General features: G+C 36.1%; 17 protein-coding genes and 6 tRNA genes. 1 reads left to right on the forward strand and 22 read right to left on the reverse strand.

Annotated elements, in window-relative coordinates; genetic code table 11:
• Positions 1 to 171 precede the first annotated feature (171 nt).
• From GHT08_RS14435 to GHT08_RS14450, 4 genes are all read right to left on the reverse strand, one after another.
• The gene (locus GHT08_RS14435; protein ID WP_163582098.1) at positions 172 to 3,903 is read right to left on the reverse strand and encodes an AAA domain-containing protein; all 3,732 of its coding nucleotides are present in this window, start codon (positions 3,901 to 3,903) and stop codon (positions 172 to 174) included.
• A gap of 692 nt (positions 3,904 to 4,595) precedes the next feature.
• Positions 4,596 to 5,057: a hypothetical protein gene (locus GHT08_RS14440; protein WP_163582099.1), complete on the reverse strand. Its 462-nt coding sequence runs from the start codon at positions 5,055 to 5,057 to the stop codon at positions 4,596 to 4,598.
• A gap of 26 nt (positions 5,058 to 5,083) precedes the next feature.
• The gene (locus tag GHT08_RS14445) at positions 5,084 to 5,269 is read right to left on the reverse strand and encodes a hypothetical protein (RefSeq protein ID WP_163582101.1); all 186 of its coding nucleotides are present in this window, start codon (positions 5,267 to 5,269) and stop codon (positions 5,084 to 5,086) included.
• A gap of 343 nt (positions 5,270 to 5,612) precedes the next feature.
• Positions 5,613 to 5,930, reverse strand: a complete 318-nt coding sequence (locus GHT08_RS14450) for a hypothetical protein (protein WP_163582103.1) — start codon at positions 5,928 to 5,930, stop codon at positions 5,613 to 5,615.
• Between the two features lie 605 nt (positions 5,931 to 6,535).
• Between GHT08_RS14450 and GHT08_RS14455 the strand changes: the two genes are divergently transcribed.
• Positions 6,536 to 7,498, forward strand: a complete 963-nt coding sequence (locus GHT08_RS14455) for a TRM11 family SAM-dependent methyltransferase (RefSeq protein ID WP_163582121.1) — start codon at positions 6,536 to 6,538, stop codon at positions 7,496 to 7,498.
• 80 nt (positions 7,499 to 7,578) lie between these two features.
• On the opposite strand, the gene GHT08_RS14460 is transcribed toward GHT08_RS14455, so the two are convergent.
• From GHT08_RS14460 to GHT08_RS14545, 18 genes are all read right to left on the reverse strand, one after another.
• Entirely contained in the window at positions 7,579 to 8,340 is a 762-nt protein-coding gene (locus GHT08_RS14460) for a PRC-barrel domain-containing protein (RefSeq protein ID WP_163582122.1), read from the reverse strand.
• 392 nt (positions 8,341 to 8,732) lie between these two features.
• Positions 8,733 to 9,182, reverse strand: a complete 450-nt coding sequence (locus GHT08_RS14465; RefSeq protein WP_163582104.1) for a DUF1569 domain-containing protein — start codon at positions 9,180 to 9,182, stop codon at positions 8,733 to 8,735.
• A 515-nt stretch (positions 9,183 to 9,697) separates the two neighbouring features.
• Complete coding sequence (locus GHT08_RS14470; protein WP_163582105.1) at positions 9,698 to 9,952, reverse strand: hypothetical protein; 255 nt, start codon at positions 9,950 to 9,952, stop codon at positions 9,698 to 9,700.
• Positions 9,953 to 9,968: 16 nt separating this feature from the next.
• Positions 9,969 to 11,108 carry a DUF2264 domain-containing protein gene (locus tag GHT08_RS14475; RefSeq protein WP_163582107.1) on the reverse strand — a complete coding sequence of 380 codons (1,140 nt, stop codon included), beginning with the start codon at positions 11,106 to 11,108 and terminating at the stop codon, positions 9,969 to 9,971.
• 20 nt (positions 11,109 to 11,128) lie between these two features.
• Positions 11,129 to 11,761 (reverse strand): YesL family protein, encoded by a 633-nt coding sequence (locus GHT08_RS14480; RefSeq protein WP_163582109.1) that lies wholly within the window; start codon positions 11,759 to 11,761, stop codon positions 11,129 to 11,131.
• 227 nt (positions 11,762 to 11,988) lie between these two features.
• Positions 11,989 to 13,389 (reverse strand): extracellular solute-binding protein, encoded by a 1,401-nt coding sequence (locus tag GHT08_RS14485; protein ID WP_163582110.1) that lies wholly within the window; start codon positions 13,387 to 13,389, stop codon positions 11,989 to 11,991.
• A gap of 53 nt (positions 13,390 to 13,442) precedes the next feature.
• Positions 13,443 to 14,285, reverse strand: a complete 843-nt coding sequence (locus GHT08_RS14490; protein WP_163582111.1) for a carbohydrate ABC transporter permease — start codon at positions 14,283 to 14,285, stop codon at positions 13,443 to 13,445.
• 19 nt (positions 14,286 to 14,304) lie between these two features.
• Entirely contained in the window at positions 14,305 to 15,243 is a 939-nt protein-coding gene (locus GHT08_RS14495; protein ID WP_238343588.1) for a carbohydrate ABC transporter permease, read from the reverse strand.
• 110 nt (positions 15,244 to 15,353) lie between these two features.
• On the reverse strand, positions 15,354 to 16,298 hold the full coding sequence (locus tag GHT08_RS14500; protein ID WP_163582113.1) for an AraC family transcriptional regulator: 945 nt from the start codon (positions 16,296 to 16,298) through the stop codon (positions 15,354 to 15,356).
• A 150-nt stretch (positions 16,299 to 16,448) separates the two neighbouring features.
• Positions 16,449 to 16,748 (reverse strand): TIM barrel protein, encoded by a 300-nt coding sequence (locus GHT08_RS14505; protein ID WP_163582115.1) that lies wholly within the window; start codon positions 16,746 to 16,748, stop codon positions 16,449 to 16,451.
• A gap of 353 nt (positions 16,749 to 17,101) precedes the next feature.
• Positions 17,102 to 18,226, reverse strand: a complete 1,125-nt coding sequence (locus GHT08_RS14510) for an MFS transporter (protein ID WP_163582116.1) — start codon at positions 18,224 to 18,226, stop codon at positions 17,102 to 17,104.
• Positions 18,227 to 18,334: 108 nt separating this feature from the next.
• Entirely contained in the window at positions 18,335 to 18,889 is a 555-nt protein-coding gene (locus GHT08_RS14515; protein ID WP_163582117.1) for a TetR/AcrR family transcriptional regulator, read from the reverse strand.
• Positions 18,890 to 19,511: 622 nt separating this feature from the next.
• Positions 19,512 to 19,593 (reverse strand) — tRNA-Leu (locus tag GHT08_RS14520).
• A gap of 11 nt (positions 19,594 to 19,604) precedes the next feature.
• Positions 19,605 to 19,678 (reverse strand) — tRNA-Cys (locus GHT08_RS14525).
• Positions 19,679 to 19,725: 47 nt separating this feature from the next.
• Positions 19,726 to 19,800, reverse strand: a tRNA-Gly gene (locus GHT08_RS14530).
• A gap of 5 nt (positions 19,801 to 19,805) precedes the next feature.
• A tRNA-Gln gene (locus GHT08_RS14535) sits at positions 19,806 to 19,880 on the reverse strand.
• A gap of 10 nt (positions 19,881 to 19,890) precedes the next feature.
• Positions 19,891 to 19,966: transfer RNA gene (locus GHT08_RS14540), tRNA-His, on the reverse strand.
• Between the two features lie 14 nt (positions 19,967 to 19,980).
• Positions 19,981 to 20,051, reverse strand: a tRNA-Trp gene (locus GHT08_RS14545).
• Positions 20,052 to 20,109 lie beyond the last annotated feature (58 nt).

A 20,109-nucleotide genomic window follows, 5' to 3' on the forward strand; every position in this document is an offset into this window, starting at 1 on the left:
ATATAACCACCTCTTGGCTGCTTCACTTGCTTCATCCTATTCGTTACTGAAGTCATAAATAGCCTCCTCATCCATTTAGTTGTACTATAAAGAAAAAATCTATGCGTACTACTTTTCCTTTACGTTGATTATGCAAATATTGAAAAATCACTTTTTTTGATTTTATTAATATTAGCCTAACCCCTTAACCACCCGATCAACCCGCTCCACCTCCCCAAACGCATCCTTCCACCAATTCCGACTCCAAATCCTCTCAATCTTCCATCCTTTTGACTCTAAAAACCGCTGCCTGTAAATATCACGCTCTCTAGCTGCTGGCGAACTATGATACATCGCCCCATCACATTCAATACCTAACACATACTTACTCGGATCATTTGGATCGACTACGGCTAAATCAATCCGGTAACCTGACATCCCGACTTGTGTATCAACGGTATAGCCAATTTCCGTTAACTTTTCATACACTTCTTCTTCAAAAGGTGAATCAAATTGCAGGCTGCCTTCTTGTGTTTGCGTATTGACTTCGCCACTTATATTCGTCAACGTAGCTTCAATAGAATCCTTTTTCAGATTTGAAACAGCTTGTGCGTATTCCATATATGCTTTTAATAGTTTCGGCCCAATATTTTTGGCGTTGGTGACATTCAATTCATGCGGTTCAATACTGGATACTAAATGAATTTCTTGTTTGGCGCGTGTTACCGCAACATTTAAACGGTTTTCGCCACCATCTTGTCCAAGTGTACCAAAGCGGTTATAGACTTTTCCTTCTTTATTTTTGGCATAGGCGATCGAGAAAATAATGATATCTCGTTCATCACCTTGGACATTTTCAATATTCTTTACAAAGATTCTTTCATCTAAGTCACGACTCATGACCTGGTCATAGATCACTGCAAACTCGGCATCTTCTTCACTAAAGCGATCGATGGCATCTTCAATGGCCGCTTGTTGTTTGGCATTAAAGGTAATGATGCCAATCGTTTTCGATGCATCTTCCATTAATTTCTGCTTCAGCAGCTTTACTACGTCTTCTGCTTCCACGGTATTTTGCTGATTGATCCATCGTCCATTCGATACGTGCCATTGAATTACTGCTGGGTCTTGCAAGTGATTGACGTTTGGAGCAATCTGCATATGGCCATGATAGAAAGCGTGATTAGAGAAATTAATCAACTCTTCTGATTTCGAGCGGTAATGCCATTCCAATAAACTGCTTGGCAAGATCCGTTTTGCTAAATTCAGCAGGCTCTGTGATTCTTCAAATTCTTCTTGTTCCTCATCTTCATCTGAATCAACTGACCCTTTAAAAAGGGAGGAAGGTGGAAGCTGTTGTTCATCTCCCGCTACGACCACTTTATTACCTCTGTAAATGGATGGCATGCCATTTTCCACTGTACACTGGGATGCTTCGTCAAAAATGACAAGATCAAATATTTTTTCTTCTAATGGAAAAATTGCAGAAGCGATCTCTGGTGATACTAACCAGACGGGAATGACATCTAGTAATCCTTTTAAGGCAAATTCGTTTACTAGACGACGAACTGGCCATAACTGGCGCTTTTTCCCTGTTTGATAGATCATGTCTTTTACAGCTTTCGGATTTTTTTCTTTTACTTCTGCAATCATTTGATGCATTTGATTTTGCAGCAAATCAATCGTCAGACTCTGTTTTTTCTGTAATAACTCTTTTAATTCCTCTGTTAAATGCTGAAAGTTACCTGTCCCGATCATGGCAATCTCCGGATACTTTCTTTCTATTTGATCGATCCAGTGAATGTATGCTGATTGTTTCGCTACTTCTACCCATTCTTCTGCCATGTTTCCACTGTCTGTTAAATTGCGTTCTTTTAATCGATCAATTAACTGTTGCACTTCCTTAGCACTATGGTCATACAAACGATCCATTTCACGTAATTCATCAAAGAATTCTTTTATATATGTTTGTTTCTTTTTTAATACTTCTAACGGAATGTCGCCTTTCGATACCCGTGTCTTTAGACTTTTAATAGAGTCTGCTGAAAAATACGGATCTAATTTCTCTAATTGTTGGAATAACCCTTCTGTTGCTTGGGATAAGTCATATAGGATGGTTAAACTTTCTTTTAATTTCGGCCATTCTTTTGAGGATAAGCCACTGAACTTTTCACCGTCCAGCAATTCTTCAATAATCGTTTTACCGGTGAAACTTGTCCATAACCATAATCGTAGTTTCTGCAGTGTCTTTTTGTCCTCTGTATGTAAGTCATCATAGATTTTTTCAAGCTTTTTATCGATTTGGCGACTATAAGCCGGGGTAATATCTTCATCATCAAAATGTTCTAAATGGTTGATACTCTGTTCTGCCTCATTAATAGCACCATCCAATATTTCGATAAGTTGAATACGATCCTTTAATTCCATATCAGTAAAAGATGTCCGGTCCTGGACAGGATTATCTTTTCCAAACGTCGCATAATAACTGCCATAGGTACTCACTTTTCTTAAAATGTCTGCTAGATTTTGTTTGTTCAGCTCTTCCAAAATACCTTCTAGCGGGATCATTTTATCTTGTTCTTTCGCTGTTTTACTCAGTCCATACAAATCATACGCTCTAAAGCCATGTGGCTGTACTTCAAATAACGCTTTTGCAATATTATCTAGTTTATCTTCCGTACTAATAATTTTCTGAGATAATTGATCAAATGCTTGCTGGAGATCTTGGTATGAATGATCACGATTTAGTTGTACATTTAATTTTTGATAAAAGGTTTTACGATCATTCTTTTCATCATGGAGTAATGCTACATTGAATGACAGATTAAGTGCATCTAACCGTTGATAAACGACATCTAATGCCGCCCGCTTTTGGGTAACAAGCATCACTCGCTGCCCTTTTGCTATCGCATTGGAAATCATATTAACGATCACTTGTGATTTCCCTGTACCTGGTGGGCCATGGACAACCATACCTTTTTCGTGATCAAGTCCATCCAGTATTTTTTCTTGAGAGGCATCCGTATCAAGTACATAATACTTATTTTTCTCTTGTGCTAGTTTTTCTTGAAAGGATTGATCTTTATTAGAGGGTAGATTATCTACTTCTTCACCTGTTTCTTGGACTTTGATATCTAGAAATTCGGAGACCACTCCTAAATCTTCTTGTCCTTGTGCGAGCATCTCGACAAACTTCTCATAGTCACTTAAAATAGCAGAATTTCCTTGTGGAAAATGCCCAATGACTGCTTGCTCATTAAGACGGAATGATCCTTTATGAAATGTTGGTATCGTATCTTTCGTATACTCTTCGACTGTAGCTAATTGGTCAGACGTATTTGCTGTTATTGTAAAATCATGATCAGCTAACCACCTGCTCCACTCTTCGATATTAATTGATGTTGCTTTGGTTTCTGCTTCCTCAAACAAAGACTCAGGTACGTGAATATTACTTAATTTTTGTAACGCTAAGAATAACGTACGATTCAGTTGTAGAGCTTGATCACTTATTGGCTCCACATGCCATTCCACACCATTTCGCTTTTTTCTTTCTAATCGAACAGGATATAAAAACAATGGAGCTCTGACATATGTACCATCTGACATGGCGCCTTCCATCATCGGATAGCCTAGGTAAAGATCATAAAGACCTGTTTCCTCTTCAATCGAACGGATATTACGATAAAGAGTCGTTAATTTTCGTGAGAGCGACAATTCTACTGGATTATCCGCTTTTTCTTTATTAAAGAGCTTTGATTTGTTATCCGTAAGTGCCTTCAATATTTCCATTGGGTCTTTCTCTACTTTGGTTAGTTCACTTAAATCAAACGTCCATTTATTATACAATTTCAGCAAACGTATCGAACGATTACTTCTGCTTATATCATTTAACCGATCACTTAATGTCTGCAATTTATCCTTCATTATTTACCACCCATTTTTTAACATGTAAGATGGTGCTATTATACTATATTAAGTGAGGGGAAGAAAGGTGTTGGGGACTAGAAGGTTGGAGGTTAATTGAAAAGGCACATAATATTGATTTACCTTCCTTTAAAAATAAAAAGTCCTTTCAGTATGATTTCTACATGATTACACCACTTATATATTCTAAATGTGGTGGTAACGAACATGAATTGGCTTTACTTACTGAATGTAATGGGTGGTTAGATGATGATAGGAAATTATGGAAGGATTTAATTGAATGTTAATCAAGAGTAGCTGATTGTTATATTAGCTTCTTTTTTTTATTTCTGCGAATTGCTCGAAACCCTTGCTATCACAGCATTTTTTAGTAAAAAAACAAAAGAAGTAAAAGCAAATATATGGTATAATAGTTGCTAAGTACTCATTCGACAACTTAGGGTCATTTCAGTACTCCTTCCAAGATTGTTAACTTTATTATATCATGATTCGTTTTAGGATTGAGAATGTGACCGGAATAAGTTGATGCTGAGTCAGATTAGGCTTGGTACAGACAGAGGTTGATATTAGGGGAACTTGCTTTTGTAAAAGAATCTCCTTTACTAGCTATTTAAATGGAGTAATTGCGTTAAAAGATTAATGATATTGAGGTAAAATTCACAAGAACGGATACATGCATCCTCCATATTCAATTACTTGTTTGCCATTTTTCTCCTTTCCCCTTTCCTTTCCAAGGTATAATAATCATCTGTTTTAGTTATGGATATATCCTGTTTTTCTGCAAATTCTATTAAATGGTCATACGCTTCTTCTGGTTGTAATACAACTAATCTAATATTCTCTCCTTCATTAGTTTTTAGAATGGCAGCTTTCCTATTCCATCCAGCTCGTATGAATTCTATTTTATCTATTTGGATAGGATAAATCACCTTTTTTATAATAGCTTTTTTAAATACTAATACGCGGTATACTAAATGGTCCTCGTGTATTGTAAATCTGAAGTGGATAGAAACTGCGAATACCACTACAAATAATAAATACAAGAGAAAGAGAGTCCAAGATCGCCCATAGTAATCGGATATGGCAAGCCATGTTAATACAATGGCGAAAGTACTAATGTTACCCCATCTCAGCGGGTTGATATGATACTCCATAAAATTACCTCCTCTTACTATGTGCGTTAGCCTTTACCATAAGTAGCGTTTTCATATGCTTCAGGCTGTTGGTAACGATCGTCCAATTTATCCAATGACACCAAACCGCCAAATATAATAGTGAACCCTATAATGGCAAATAAAATAAAACTTATAACCATATACATTAATAATCTCTTCCAACCTAGTTCTTTCAGTTTTTGTTTCAACAATAGCAACGCACTTTTTCCATATTATAACAAGATTATCGATGTTATCATAGAGGTTTTTAAATTCCCATTTCTCTTATTATCAAAAATATTAGTTATATAAGAGATATCTGATGCTGTTCGCAAGATATACTCTCTTATGACGAGATAGTTGGTGCTGTTGGCTAGATATCACCGTCAATCTGCCCCGATGTGACTCCACATTAAGATAGGAGTAATAATTTTTTCATGATTTCATTTTCAACGATGATTATCGCATTTACTTACGAACACATATTTTTTTAACCAATTTCCTATGTAACATGCAAAAAGGAGGCAGTTGCCTCTGCCTCTCTTGCTTAGATTTTTAGTTATGCCTTTCACTGTGCTCTGTCTTAATTAACGTGCTTTCCGTTTTTGTTTCATCATGAACATCACAATAGTAGACGACAACTTTGATATGATGGATAACCTGACACGTACGTGTATAACGCATAAAATTTTTCCAATAGGTAAATTCATGTGTGCCTCCATCTACCTGTTCTTCATATGTATCCTGTACCTGCCAATTGTGTTCCTTTTCTTCAACTGAGTATATTGTTCGGTCATCAACTTTTGCGTTTGTGATCTCCCCACTAAAGAAGAAGAAGAAAACCCCAGCGATTATTATACCTCGCTTCCACATATCATCAGCCCTTATTATAGATTTGGTTAGACTTAGTTATTTCCTGACCAAAGAAAAACATACATGTATATTCAAATAGGCCAAGTTTGGTTTTAAAGCAACTTAAAATATTATTCAAATGACAACCATATTGACACTTATGGCAAGGATTTTTTTCTACCAATATATTTCCATCCATTTAAAGGTTGTCAAAAGGAATTCCATACTTGTATGATAGTAATATTTTGTTTAATTTGTGTATAATGCTAATACCGGTGGACCGTACTCTACGTTATACACACTTCATATTCTTTTCAATACGTTCTCTAAACCAAGTAATGTTTATGGCTTATACTATACTCATTAGATATAAAATTACCACAATAGTGTTCATTCACATGGAATAAAATCGAAATTATAAAAATGGGTCTAACCCTCCTCCTGAACATTTGTCCATATCTAGGGTCTGACCCATGAGTTAAAGTCTTTTGATCGGGATATAGAGGACTTGGACGATACCCTCCTATACAAGGACCGAGAAATTCCTCCTTATCATAGGGTTTTATAAGTTATAATAAGATTAATACTATTTGGTTAATAATCGAAGAAGGGCTAGTACACAAAACATGACAAAACTTAATTTGCAAGCATCAGAATACCTATACACCTACACACATGCTCTCGAAGAAAGCTCTCTCTGTGCATTAGAGCAAAGAGTGCTCTTCGGAGAAGAATCAGATAACCTTGTAAAAAGTGCATTAAACATCGAACCAAGCAGGAGCCCATTTATAAAGGGGAAACTCTCCATTCTTTTCTCTGGCAAATCTATTCAGGCAATTGTTGAAAAAGTTGATCAAATCGAGCTTAGAGACCAAACATTTAAGGTGCTTTTCGTAAAAATAAACGATCTGTTCACTGAACAGAAAATAGAATTCGCAGAACAACGAATGATTGAAAGTGAGATTGGCTGGAATATCATTGGAAAGGCGAAGATGAAAAACCCTGATATCCTTTTTGGTATTGTACCGTATAAAGGGCGCTGGTACTTCGGCATTTATAAGGAAAGCGAACCCGTATGGCTTCATCATCTGAAAAAACCTGAAGAATACTCGACAGCAATAAGCACACGTTTGGCCAGGGCTATTGTAAATATAGCAGTTCCAGATCCATCAGGTGTCCGCGTAATCGATCCATGTTGCGGAATAGGTACCGTACTTGTCGAAGCACTCTCGATGGGGATACAGATTGTCGGCTCTGACCGCAATCCACTAGTAGTAAAAGGGGCACGAAAAAATATCAATTATTTTAACTATGTGGGAATAGTGGAAGTCAAAGATATTGTCGATGAAGAAGGCCATTATGATGTGGCGATCATTGATATGCCTTACAACCTTTATTCGAAAGTGACTCCAGAAGAGCAGTACTCGATAATCAAGCATGCGAAAAGGATTGCAGATAGAGTTGTCATTATTACTATCGAAGACATGGATGAGATGATAGTGATGGCTGGATTTACGATAGTCGATCGATGTGTTGCTAATAAGGGTAAAAAAGCGCTTTTCTCGAGACAGGTAATTGTATGTGAATAATCGGATAAAGTAAAACCCTTCTATTATTAAGAAGGGTTTCATTCATATTATAACCAACGACGATTCTAGCTATGAAGGTTTTATTTTACAAGGCTTCTCTTTCTAAGTGTTTCCGCTGTAACCTCATCTAAATTTAAAATAGACTCATCTTCAACTGATTCTTTCTCTACTTCGCCTGAATTGAGGTTAATAGTTAACTCCTTCTTGTTCCAATCGATGGAATCAATTAGTTCTGGTAATAAGGCTATCTTTTTCCCTGGTAACCAATCACCGGTATCGATAATTAAATAATGAATCGCCCATGACTGATCATCTATCACGAAATCAATAACATTACCAATATCTTCATCGATGGCTTTGACTGTATAACCAGTAACATGTCCTTTAAGCTCATTTACACTTCTTAAATAAGGATCACCGTCATCAATGGATTCATTTTTCTCCATTACCTCACTAGTTACCTCATTTGGCTGATAGGCAATTGGCATATCTGCGGTACCCCATAATCCATTTCCAATCCAATATGGATGCCAGCCATAGTACGCATGTAGGTCCATTTCCTTCTTTCTTGAAACAGGTCTATGTTCATCAACTGATGGGCCATCTTTTATTTGTTGCTTAGATGCCAATACAGAGATTTGATCATTTGATGGGTCCACAGTATCAAAAGAAACGGGAGATAGTAGCACCCTTAATCCTGGTAACCACTTCATCGTATCGATAACTAAATAACGTACCGTCCATTTTTCACTATCAAAATATAAGTCTTTTACTTTCCCTAATTCATCATCTGACGCCCTTACATTACATGACTCTATTGAACTTGCTTTATATAGAATAATGAATACCTCCTAGCAATAATAATTTTTTTATCTTACTTAAAATATAACCTGTCTGAGAGAATGTTAAACAATATGCCGAAGTAAGTGATAGTAAAATAGGTGCTTGAACATTCACAAATAACTCGATCTTTTCTAATATAATGTTTTTTTAAACATCAGCTATATACTTCAATAAAAATTATTATGCACTAAAAATCATTATGCACTTTTATAATATTCAATCATCCAGTCCATTAATTCTGAACGGTCAATCAATCTAACTTGATATGAACCAGCTAATATAATTGCCTAATTGGTAAAAAGAATATTAGTAAACTTTTCAAAGTATATATGATAATAATGGAAGTGAAACATCCAAAATTACTTTCTTCTCATATATCTTTTCAGATTAACTAAACACCGAACTGTTTTAAATGATGGTCAAGGTGCTTATAAATTCCTCTTCCCCATTGATCAGGAGTAAGTTTACCAAAAAAAGGATGTGGGTGAGATGTACACTTCTGTGGACCATTATGTTGGAAAGTTACAATTTTTTGTTTAAGTTTTTCCTTTTCTGTTTCAAATTCTTTTTCCTCTACAATCAAAATGGTGGGGATTGTGGACATACTTTGAGATAATGGCTTGTCGTTATAAAAAATTGGTTTCACAAACTTACCTATTAATATCCCTAACCAACCTCTCTCAGGGAAAGCATTTCCCATTGCAATGTCTTGAAAAGATGAGCAATGTGCTAACATTTGGGCAACATCCATTTCACCCCATTGCGGTTTTGAATTTGCGCTTAATTTGTCAATACGATTTAAAGTTTCCTCTGTGTGTAATTGATTAAAAATATCTTTCATTTGGTCAAAACTCCCTTCACAAATCTATCTCTACATAACCATACAAATCTATTTGCTTTGTTACACGACTCTATAAATAGAGTTTTTTTTCACACAACCTCATAACAATCGTATCTTTTTATAAATTTATCACACATGACTGCTGAGGGTTTCTTCTCAATTGCTAAAAAAGTTTCTCTACTCAACAATCTAAGAAAGGAAAGACTAATTGTGTGATCAAGATTGATATGCTGACTAAGAATCATTTAAGAGCTTATTTCAATAGGTTGCAAATAAGCTCTTAAATGATTCTAACCAAATTAAACAATATGGTTGTGAAAAAAATGTCTGAAAAGGAGCTAAAATCTATCGTTTTCTATCGTAAACTTTAAAAACACAAGAAGCGTTAGAACATTGATATATCAACATTCTAACGCAAAATGCTAATATTAAAATTAACTCGAAAAGTACTAAAAATACCGGTAATCGGGTTCGAACCGACATTACAGAAGGAACACGATTTTTACTCGTGTTTTTTAGTCAATAGGGAATAATCTTTCTCTATATTCGTAAGTTTCCTTCCCTTGTAGACAACTAGGGTTACACCTTGAATCATTAGCCCAGATTTCATATACCATAACATCTACGTGTTTTAAAACATGATGATCTGACTCCTCCTCAGCCCTAATTACGTCACGATCTATGTCAACAAGCTGACGAATTTCACTTCTGATCGAATCATAATAAACAAGTGGAAAAGATTCTTTATTCATAATATAGATACCTTTCAAACCATCCCCGCCTTTTTTATTTAATAGATTGATAAATTGGAAAGTCTTGATCATTCCAAGCTTTTTTGCCTGTCCAGTCTTCTGCAGGCGCTTTCCAAAATGATGCCTTTACATCAAGACCTAATGGCAAATATATAAAAGTAGCTAAATACAGACTTCCTGTCGATATGTAATGCTCTCCGATTGTCCTCTGATGTCCAGTCAAACCGATTGTCAACCAGCCGTTTTCATCAAACATATGGTGTGACTGAAACGTACGCCTAATGACAGCTGTTAACCCTTCTCTCACCTGAGCCTCATGAAGAGAAGGTGGTAATTTACAGAGAAGAGCCTGGTTGGCTAAATGATGAAAGACTCCAAAACGATAGGCAAGTGACCGTCCAATTGGTGGGAACGTTCCTTCTGGAGAAATCAATCGTTCCTGATACAACGCATATTGCTTTGCTCTTTCAATCAAAATTTCTTGTTTCTCCTGCCATTCAGAATATTCTTCACCAACCACATCGACAATATCAACCAGAAACGGCTGAATCACATAACTATTATAATAATCAGCATGGTAAACAGGTCCATCACTGTAATGCCCATCACCTACATACCATTGTTCAAATTGTTTTAAGGCATAATCAATCCGCATTGGATCCCAATCTTTTTCCCCTATTCGGTATAAGCATGCTTCAATCATTGCTGAAAACAATAACCAATTTGAAAAGTGTGGTTTGTAAGCACGTGTCTGCTTTAGGGCAGTAATAACCTTTTTTTGGGTCGAGGGATCTAATTTCTCCCATAGTTGAGTTGGAGCACGCAGTATTGCTTGCGCAAAGAAGGCGGTATCAACTAACGGCTGGCCTTGATCCGAAAAATTCATATAATCAGGGGAAATCGGATCTACCGCATGAGCAATCCCTTGGCGAACTTTCTCAGCAAAACTTGCTTGTAATTTTGCCTCTTCCGAATCACCACACTCATGTTCCAGCCACAGACTGATTCCATTAATGGTACGGGCAAACGCTTCTAATTGCGAATAATGCTCACGACCTGCCCCTTCGACTTCCTCGACAGGCATTCGCTTTTTCAATTCCCCAACACTTGCGGCGTCTATGACTGGTTTTACTATCTGTTGCATCGTTCTTATCCAATATTTTCGAGTATCCATTTTTCTGACTCCTTTTGACATTATTTTTCATATCGGACAATTAACTCTTTTCGATTTTCAATTTGTATCATCGCTCTGTAGGCAAACCACATAATAATTAAGCTTGAGGCACTTCCAACAAATAAAAAGAAAACGCCGGGTAAATAAAGTGTAATAATTAAAAATCCTATCAAATTTATCATTATTAGGAAAGTTTGCATTGGTGCAGATAAAGCAATTATAAAAGAGAATATTAACGATTCGATCAATCGTACATCATAATGAATATACGTTGGGAATACGTACAAAAAAATAATAATAACCAAAAAAGATACTGCAAATAAAAATAATAACAAAATACTCCCAAAAAATTGACCTAATATTTGTGTGAATTGCAGATTGAGATAAATTAACAAAAATAATAAAATTAATGGAATACCCAATATATTTGATGACTTAAAATTACTTTTATACACATTCCAAAAGTACGGCAATATAGCAAATGACGTATTGCCTGTAATCCATTTTCTCTCCACCGCAAACATAGCCGTTAATGCAGGAAAGAATCCACCAATAACTAACCCCAGTAGGCTAAAAAAGATCCATAATAAATTTAAGTAAGCTAGTCTTGTTAGCCATACCATTGACCGATAAATAAAACCATCTGGATGCACAGCGATCATTCCTTTTTTCAAAGAGAGTTAATTATAGTACAAAAAGGGAGGAATTACCTCCCTTTTTGTTTGCCTCCATTTATCATGGTGCTAAGCGTTTGTAAGCCTATTACATACTTTAAGTTAAACTAAGATGGTTGGAACAACTAACCCATTGATTAGTTTTGTTAACAATCCATTGGATCAATAATTCCCAAACCTTAAAGAGTATAGTTTTACTTTACTCATTAGCGATTTTCTAACCATTCCACACTTTCTTTTTGCGCCTTTTCTAATGCTTCTTGTGCCGACCTTTCACCTGTTAGAGCAGCTTCCACTTCAGACGTTAGGATGAAACGAGGTTGAGAAGATGCCCAATGATATCGAGGAGTCGTATATGGTGTACTCATTGCCTCAATTGTTGGAGCCATTAGATGTTCAACTTCAGCATAGCTATCCCAGTTTTCAACAGCTTTTATGGAAGGATTTGCATCAGATTCTTCAAATATATATTTCTGTACAGTCTCACTTGTTGCAAACTTCATCCATTCCCAAGCTAATTCCTTGTTTTCACTGTCGGCAGCCATAGTGATAGGAGATCCAGCAAACATACCACCTATGCCGTCATCATTCTTGAATTCCTGAACAATCCCAATTCTGTCAGTTAATCCTTGTGCTTTGGCTTGAATAATTAATCCGGGGCCTTGATTTAACATAATGCCAATATCATTGTCATGTGTTAACCATTTTTCTGAACCTTGATTACTCACTAGACCTTCTGGTGCATATTCTTGCATTTCAAGTAACCACTCAAGACCAGAGACCATTTCAGGACTATCGAATTCAAACTCAACTTCATCCCATGCAAAGCCTGTTCCCCATCGTCCATTTTGTCCTTCAGCAAGGTTAACTAATGTAAAAGCAGAAGACCAGTCACCTCGGAACCAGATTCCGTGGTTTTCCTCACCAGTTTCAGGATTTGTACCCGTCAATTGCTTTGTCTTTTCGGCAACTTCATCCATGGTAGGATAATCCGACAAATATTCTACTCCCCACTCATCAAATAACTGTTTATCATAAGCAATAAAACGAGCATCACCTAAAAATGGTAAACCATATACCTCCAATTCATCACTATCCGGTCCTAATGCCATCCAACCTTCCATCTGATTATCAATGAAAATATCGGTTGTGAACTCATCATCTTCATCTATCCAAGGCTGTAGCGGTTCAAGCAGTCCTTGTGCTGCAAAATCTGCGATACCAGGCATTTGATACACATCTGCGTCACCAGAAGTTAACATTGCTTGTGTTTTTTCCGTATACCCTTCCCACGGCATCAGTGTAAATTCGACAGTAGCACCAGGATGCTCAGATTCGAATTGATCTTTAATATCCTGTAAACCTTTTCTGTTTTCACCAGTAGTTGGATCTGTTGAATCTTCCAGATCAAAGTCCCCGATCAATTGAACATTGATCGATTGGCCTTCCCAATTCTCTCCACCTTCAGAACTTGCTTCTTCTTCATTCGTATCAGAACCTGCATCAGACTCTCCACCTGTTTCATCATCAGAACTACAAGCTGTCATAATAACCATTGAAAATAACAACGCAATCACTAACCATAATGACCATTTGATTTTTTTCACTTTTTTACCCCCTGTTAATTTGTAGGTTCAATAATGACTGAAAGCAGAGTTATCTATTCCCCCTTTACTCCGCTTAAAGCGATACTTTGAATAATGTATCTTTGCAAGAAAAGATACAATACTACGATTGGTATTATACTAACAGTGGCTAATGCCATCGTTAAACCACCTAAACTAGTACCATTCTCGAGTGAAAAACTTGCGAGATATAGTGGTACAGTGTGAAGCTCTTGATCGTTAAGAACTACTAATGGCCACATAAAATCATTCCAACTCCAAATAAAAGAAAGAATAACCATTGTTGCCGCAATCGGTCCAGCTAACGGTAAATAAACAGCAAAGAAAATACGAAATTCACCAGCTCCATCTATTTGTGCGGCCTCTCTAAGTGTGGTCGGCAATTGATCAAAGAATTGCTTACATAAAAAGATAAGCATCCCATTGATTACCGTTGGCAAGATTAATGGCCAAAAAGAGTTTAATAAACCAAAAGAGTTGAATAATGTATATAATGGAATCAATCTTGGTTCCATAGGAATCATCAAGGTACACAATACTAAAATGAAAAGTAATCTCTTGTATTTAAATCTTCCTTTCGAAAAGGCATAACCTGCTAATAAGGAAGCACCTACCTGAAGGGCAACAGAACTTGTCGTTACTATTCCAGAATTAATATATGATTGAATCAAACGACCATTTTCGAATACAATTCCGAAGTTAAATGATGAGATTTCCTCTGGAATCAGTCGTGGTGGAAAAGGCATCGTAATATTTGCAGTTCGATCAAATCCTACACTCACCATCCATATAAAAGGCATCATTAACAGCACACCGAATATTAACAGGATTACGAACTTTACTGTTCCAGTTAGTTTGTCCATCGACTTTTGATACATTTTCTTACCTCCCTTACCTCTACAGGTTCATTTTAGATACTTTTAAATTAATAAAAGTAAAGATTAAAATAATGATAAACATAATATAAGTTGCTGCCGAGGCGATACCAAATTCAAATCCTGTGAAACCTCGTTCATAAATGAAGGCCCCCATGGTTTGAATTGACCGAGCAGGACTACCGTTCGGTCCACCAAGCACATACACTTCATTAAATCGTTGCAAACCACCGATCCAACCTGTGATCAATAAGAAAGCGAAAGTACCTGACATATTAGGAATCGTGATAAATAGCCATTGTTGTATCCGAGTAGCACCATCAATTCTTGCAGCTTCATACATTTCAGGTGAGATCGCTTGCAAATTAGCTAAACAAATAATGATGACAAAACCAATCCAATGCCATACTGCTAATAGAATTACACCCCATTTAGAGCTAGACGGATCTGAGAACCATGAAGATGTTGGCAAACCGATAGCATCTAAAGCATAGTTTGCAACTCCCATCTCAGGGTGTAATACAAATTGAAATATCATCGCAGCTGCTACAATTGATGTTACATTCGGTAAGAAATAAACAACTTTAAAAAAGTTCTGACCTCTTCGAACCGAATTAATCATAGAAGCAAAAATGAATCCTAATGGAATAGTTATTACAATTTGGAAGAATGCAATAAAGAAAGTATTCCAAACAGTATTCCAAAATGTTTTAGATGTTAAAACGAGTTGAAAGTTTTTTAATCCTATGAAATTTTCAATCGTACCATTCGATTGGAAAAAGCTTAATCGAAATGATTCTAATATTGGATACACCATAAATAATAAGATACCTACAAAACTTGGCAACAAAAATAGATACCATGAAAAAGCGGATTTTCTCTTTTTCTTTTTAATAGATTCTACATTTTCGTTAGACAACACGGATACATTTGTTCCCATTTCTGCTCTGTCTTTATTCAAGACTTTCCCTCCCATTCTAAATCAGCTTTTTTATTGTCCTACTGAATATTCTGATTTTATATAATACAAGGATATCGTGATTGAGAATGTATTACTTGTCACTAGTTGCACTATTTATTAAAGCGGTTGCATAAAATTGCTCCCTTAACCAGTCGTGTTTTCGGCATTGACCTTTCTCTCATTTTATTACGATAATCAGAGGGTGAAATTAAATAGCATTCTCGAAACTTTCGACTAAAATGTGATGAGCTATCAAATCCAGCCTCTATTGCTATCTCTAATATCGATTTATTTGATTGCATTTCTAATAAATATTTTGCTCGTGCTAAGCGACGATGCACTAAATGCTGCATAATGGTCATCCCCGTGATGTCTTTGAATATTCTTGACATATAGTATTTACTTATATGAAGGGAACTAGCGATGTCATCCAATGAAATATCGTCTTGAAAATGCTGGTCAATCCATGAAATAATACGATTAACATGACAACTCTTTTCATTATTGTCTGACGGAACACTATTTAATTTTCCTTTGCTTAATTCATATATTATAAATAATAATTCAATCAATAATGTCGAAATTTCCGCTTCCAATAAACGCTTTTGAATCTCCGTTTTATGATGATCTCTTTGCTGGATTTGTTTAATTTGCATTTTTTTAACCAGTTGCATTATTTTTTCATATACCCCCTTATCCACATTTCGTAATAATGAATTCGATAATTCATCGAAAGGTGATAAGAGTTCTGGTGCATTCATTTTATCGAGAATCGGTCGAATCCACTCATCAGAAAATTCAATCACACTTCGTTCATATGGACTATTAGGCTCTGGTGAAGGTCCATGTAAACTCGAGCCATTCATAATAAATATGTCATTTTTCTGCAAATCAATAATGTCATCATTAATCAATAATTTACAATCCCCATTGTGATAAAAATAAATTTCATAAAAATTATGAGAGTGGACAAAAAAATCTTGTTTTTGAAAATCAACATCAACCATTCGGTAAACAATATTAAACTTTTCAATTGACTCATATATGTTTTCCATGACCTAATCCCCCTTGTTTTATACGTGCTTATAGATCACGAAAAATATGATCTAAACATGTATTTGTTCGTGCTAACTCATTCAGAAAATCATTCCACTGGCATTCAATAGAGATTCCTTTTATGGTAGCCACTTTTATCTAGCTGATTTTTAAAGCACATTCGGGTAAGTACCTGTTTCTGGCACCATTCTTCCGCTATCAGCTACATGCACATACTGTAAATAAGACCTTGCTGTTTTGATATTTTCAAGGGATTCATTTTCTTCCATCATATGATATAAATCTGCTAGAACTTGAATAGATGGACGGTTCACTTTTTCTACGAGAGCAACTGTTTCTGGCACACTAGTAATAATATTGCTTTCTTTTTTGTTTAATGGTTCGATAACGATTGTTATCCCTAGTGGCTCTATCGAGGCTCCTGAAAAACCCCACAAATTTTTAAACATTGAAATTGCAGTTACTGTTACCGTTACTGTATACGCTTTCTTTATTGCTTATTAAAATAGTATCAATTTTAAAGATGCAATGTTTAAATCTTATTGCTCTTCATTTGACTGAAATTGCTCAACCTTCTGATTAAATACTTCAACAATTCGTCTGAAATCTACTGTTCCCAACAGTGCAATATCATTCTCATATTGCTCTAAAATGGTTGTTACGTTCGTTCAACTGGAGGGGCCGGGTTATAGGGTTAACTATTTCAAGAAGGGTCATTAGACAACAAGGGGTAGAACCAGTTGCTGGTTTTACCCCAAAGAGAAAAAAAGATTGATCATTTTTTGTTGTATAAGCAAAATATCTAATTTACTTTAGGTTTAAATACTAAGGTTACGTAACCAATTATAGAAGCACCGATAAAAAGTATATAATATCCTGATATATCGGCTACTACTCCTGATATAATGGACCCTATGGCCTGCCCCAGTGCAAGTATTAAGAACGGTATTCCTAGTCCGAATGATGGATTAGTTTTAAACACGGAAATCCCCCAGACGATGAAGACCCCTGTTATGAAAATATAAGAGCTTCCAAACAGTACTGGTGACAGGAATCCTGTTATATTGTTACCTGGATGAATTCCAAGGATAAGGGAAGAAGTTGAAATTGTTAATACAGAAAGCCTATACGCACTCACTAACCCAAACTCTTGTATAAATGCACCAGCAGTTCCTCCCAATAAGCCTGCTACTCCTATAATGACCCAAAACCACTCTCCTAGGTATGTAGGAACGCTATCCAAATTTAATATAAAGTCTCTTGAGAATGTCCAATATGCCGAACAGGATATTCCTATAAAGAAAGATGCAATAATTAGTTGAAAAGAACGTCCCCATTCTTTTTTAGAGTAGCCAACCGTTCCCTTCCTTTCTGAACTCTGATGTTTTGGAAGTACTTTATAATTAACAATAAGCACAAAAATAGCAATGATCATAAATATCAAATATGTCTCTCTCCAGCTATTAGTCATAAGGATTGCAATTGCCCCAGTACTAGCTGTTCCGATACTTGTACCGGAATTAATCCATGAATTCGTCTGATTCTGAAACCTTGTTTCTACATTAGTGCTAACAATATTAGCGTATGGCGGCGATGATACCCCTGTACTCAACCCTGCTAAAAATATCCCTAAACCTAGTACTACCGGATTAAAGGAAATAGATATTATACCCAAACCAACAATCGATGATAATCCAGCTACCACAAGAAAGGATTTTGGAGTAACTTTATTAGAAAACACCATTGCAAATAGTATTGCTATACAGTAAGCGATGTATGATAAAGACGAGATGACGCCACTAGTGGATTGATCCATATTAATTGTTTCGTTAATATATGGAAGCATTAGACCATAACTAAACCGAGACAAACCATACGTCACGGCAATCATTGGTAAGCCCACTGCTATTAATTTTTTTGGATTCATAATAGTTCTCTCCTTTTATATATATAACGTTCATTATAATAATTAAGTGAAAAATAGAGAGAACAATGTAAATTTAAGACACTATTCTCTACCTATTTTCTGTTATATTCATTTTTCGGAATCCAGAATACTTTTCGCTAAATCAAGTGCCGTCTTTTTCACCTTATCTAACTCTAGTATTTGAACCATTGATGTTATTCCCTCTAGTATAATAGATATTTGCATACTAAGAGAGTTGGGAGCATTAAGGAGCTTCAGATCATTTTCAATTTTGTTTAAAAGTCTTTTCTTATGGTCTCTACTTATTGAAGCAATTTCTTCGTTGATACCTTCGTATTCCTGTTTCGCTCTTAAGAATAAACAACCATTGAAACCTTCAGTTTCTATCCATTCTAAGTGCGCATTAATTAGCGACTCAACATACTGATTAATATCATTCTCTCTGTCGATTCTAGCTTCTAACAATTGGAAATATTGTTTTTCCCTTTGAATTAATATTTCTTTGATAACATCTTCCTTCGACTTGAAATGATAATACATGGTCATTGTTGCTACTCCTGCTTGCTCCAATATATTTTTTACACCAATTGCATGAAAACCATGCTGATAAAATAATGTCTCAGCTGTGTTAATTATATTTTCTTTTTTCTGTGATTTTTTCATGTAACTACCTCCATATAGAACGTTCATTATAAATATTAACATGTTACTTATCTTATAGCAAGAATGACCGAACCAATACCATACGTGGTCGTAATAAACAGCTCTTTAAACGAGCATATACAGAGGGGTAAAACGGTGCAACTTTTTTATAAACAGTCGAAATTTATTACAAACGGCGAAACTTTATCTTAAACCCAACAAGTTGTTCTGTATAGATTTTGGACGATCTATTTGTTTAAAGGATAGGGAAATGTCTGCTAACTTTTTCATAGATGAAGGTGAGGAAAGTGTGCCAGTAAACAAGCATGATAGAAGGATAGTTACAGATAGGAGTCCCAAAATTATGCAACATCAATTGATTCAGCTAAGTTTTATAGGTTAAAAATATGTAGAATTAATAATGGTATTTGTTAACCCCTCAACAGGGGGCACATAACGTTGAAACTAAAGATTTACACTGGATTACGGAGGTAGGTTTACCAAGAAATTGTATCTGAGCAGTAAATTACCTGGCCAATACTATCATATGAAAGAAGGAACGTTCAACGAAGATAGAACGCAAGAAACGACGTTTCAACGATTGATTAAACCGCTAAAACGCCGTTATAATAGTTTTAACAAATACCGGTGGTCGGGTTCGAACCGACACTCCGTGAGGAACACGATTTTGAGTCGTGCGCGTCTGCCAATTCCGCCACACCGGCATAAATAGAAATGGAGGCGGCAACCGGATTTGAACCGGTGATAAAGGTTTTGCAGACCTCTGCCTTACCACTTGGCTATGCCGCCTCGATATAAATAGTATATGATATTTAAATGAAAATGTTAAATACAAATGGAGCGGAAGACGGGATTCGAACCCGCGACCCCCACCTTGGCAAGGTGGTGTTCTACCACTGAACTACTTCCGCATAAATGGCTGGGCTAGCTGGATTCGAACCAGCGCATGACGGTACCAAAAACCGTTGCCTTACCGCTTGGCTATAGCCCAATATTTTAAATGGGGCGACCAGTGGGGATCGAACCCACGCGTGCCGGAACCACAATCCGGTGCGTTAACCACTTCGCCATGATCGCCATGATAAGAAAAACAGGGGTAGTAGGAATCGAACCCACACTGGAGGTTTTGGAGACCTCTGTTCTACCGTTAAACTATACCCCTACGATTATCATAAAATATAAAATTAATAAAATGGTGGAGGGAGTAGGACTCGAACCTA

This window comes from Gracilibacillus saliphilus (genome assembly GCF_010994085.1).
In the GTDB taxonomy this organism is placed as follows: domain Bacteria; phylum Bacillota; class Bacilli; order Bacillales; family Amphibacillaceae; genus Gracilibacillus; species Gracilibacillus lacisalsi.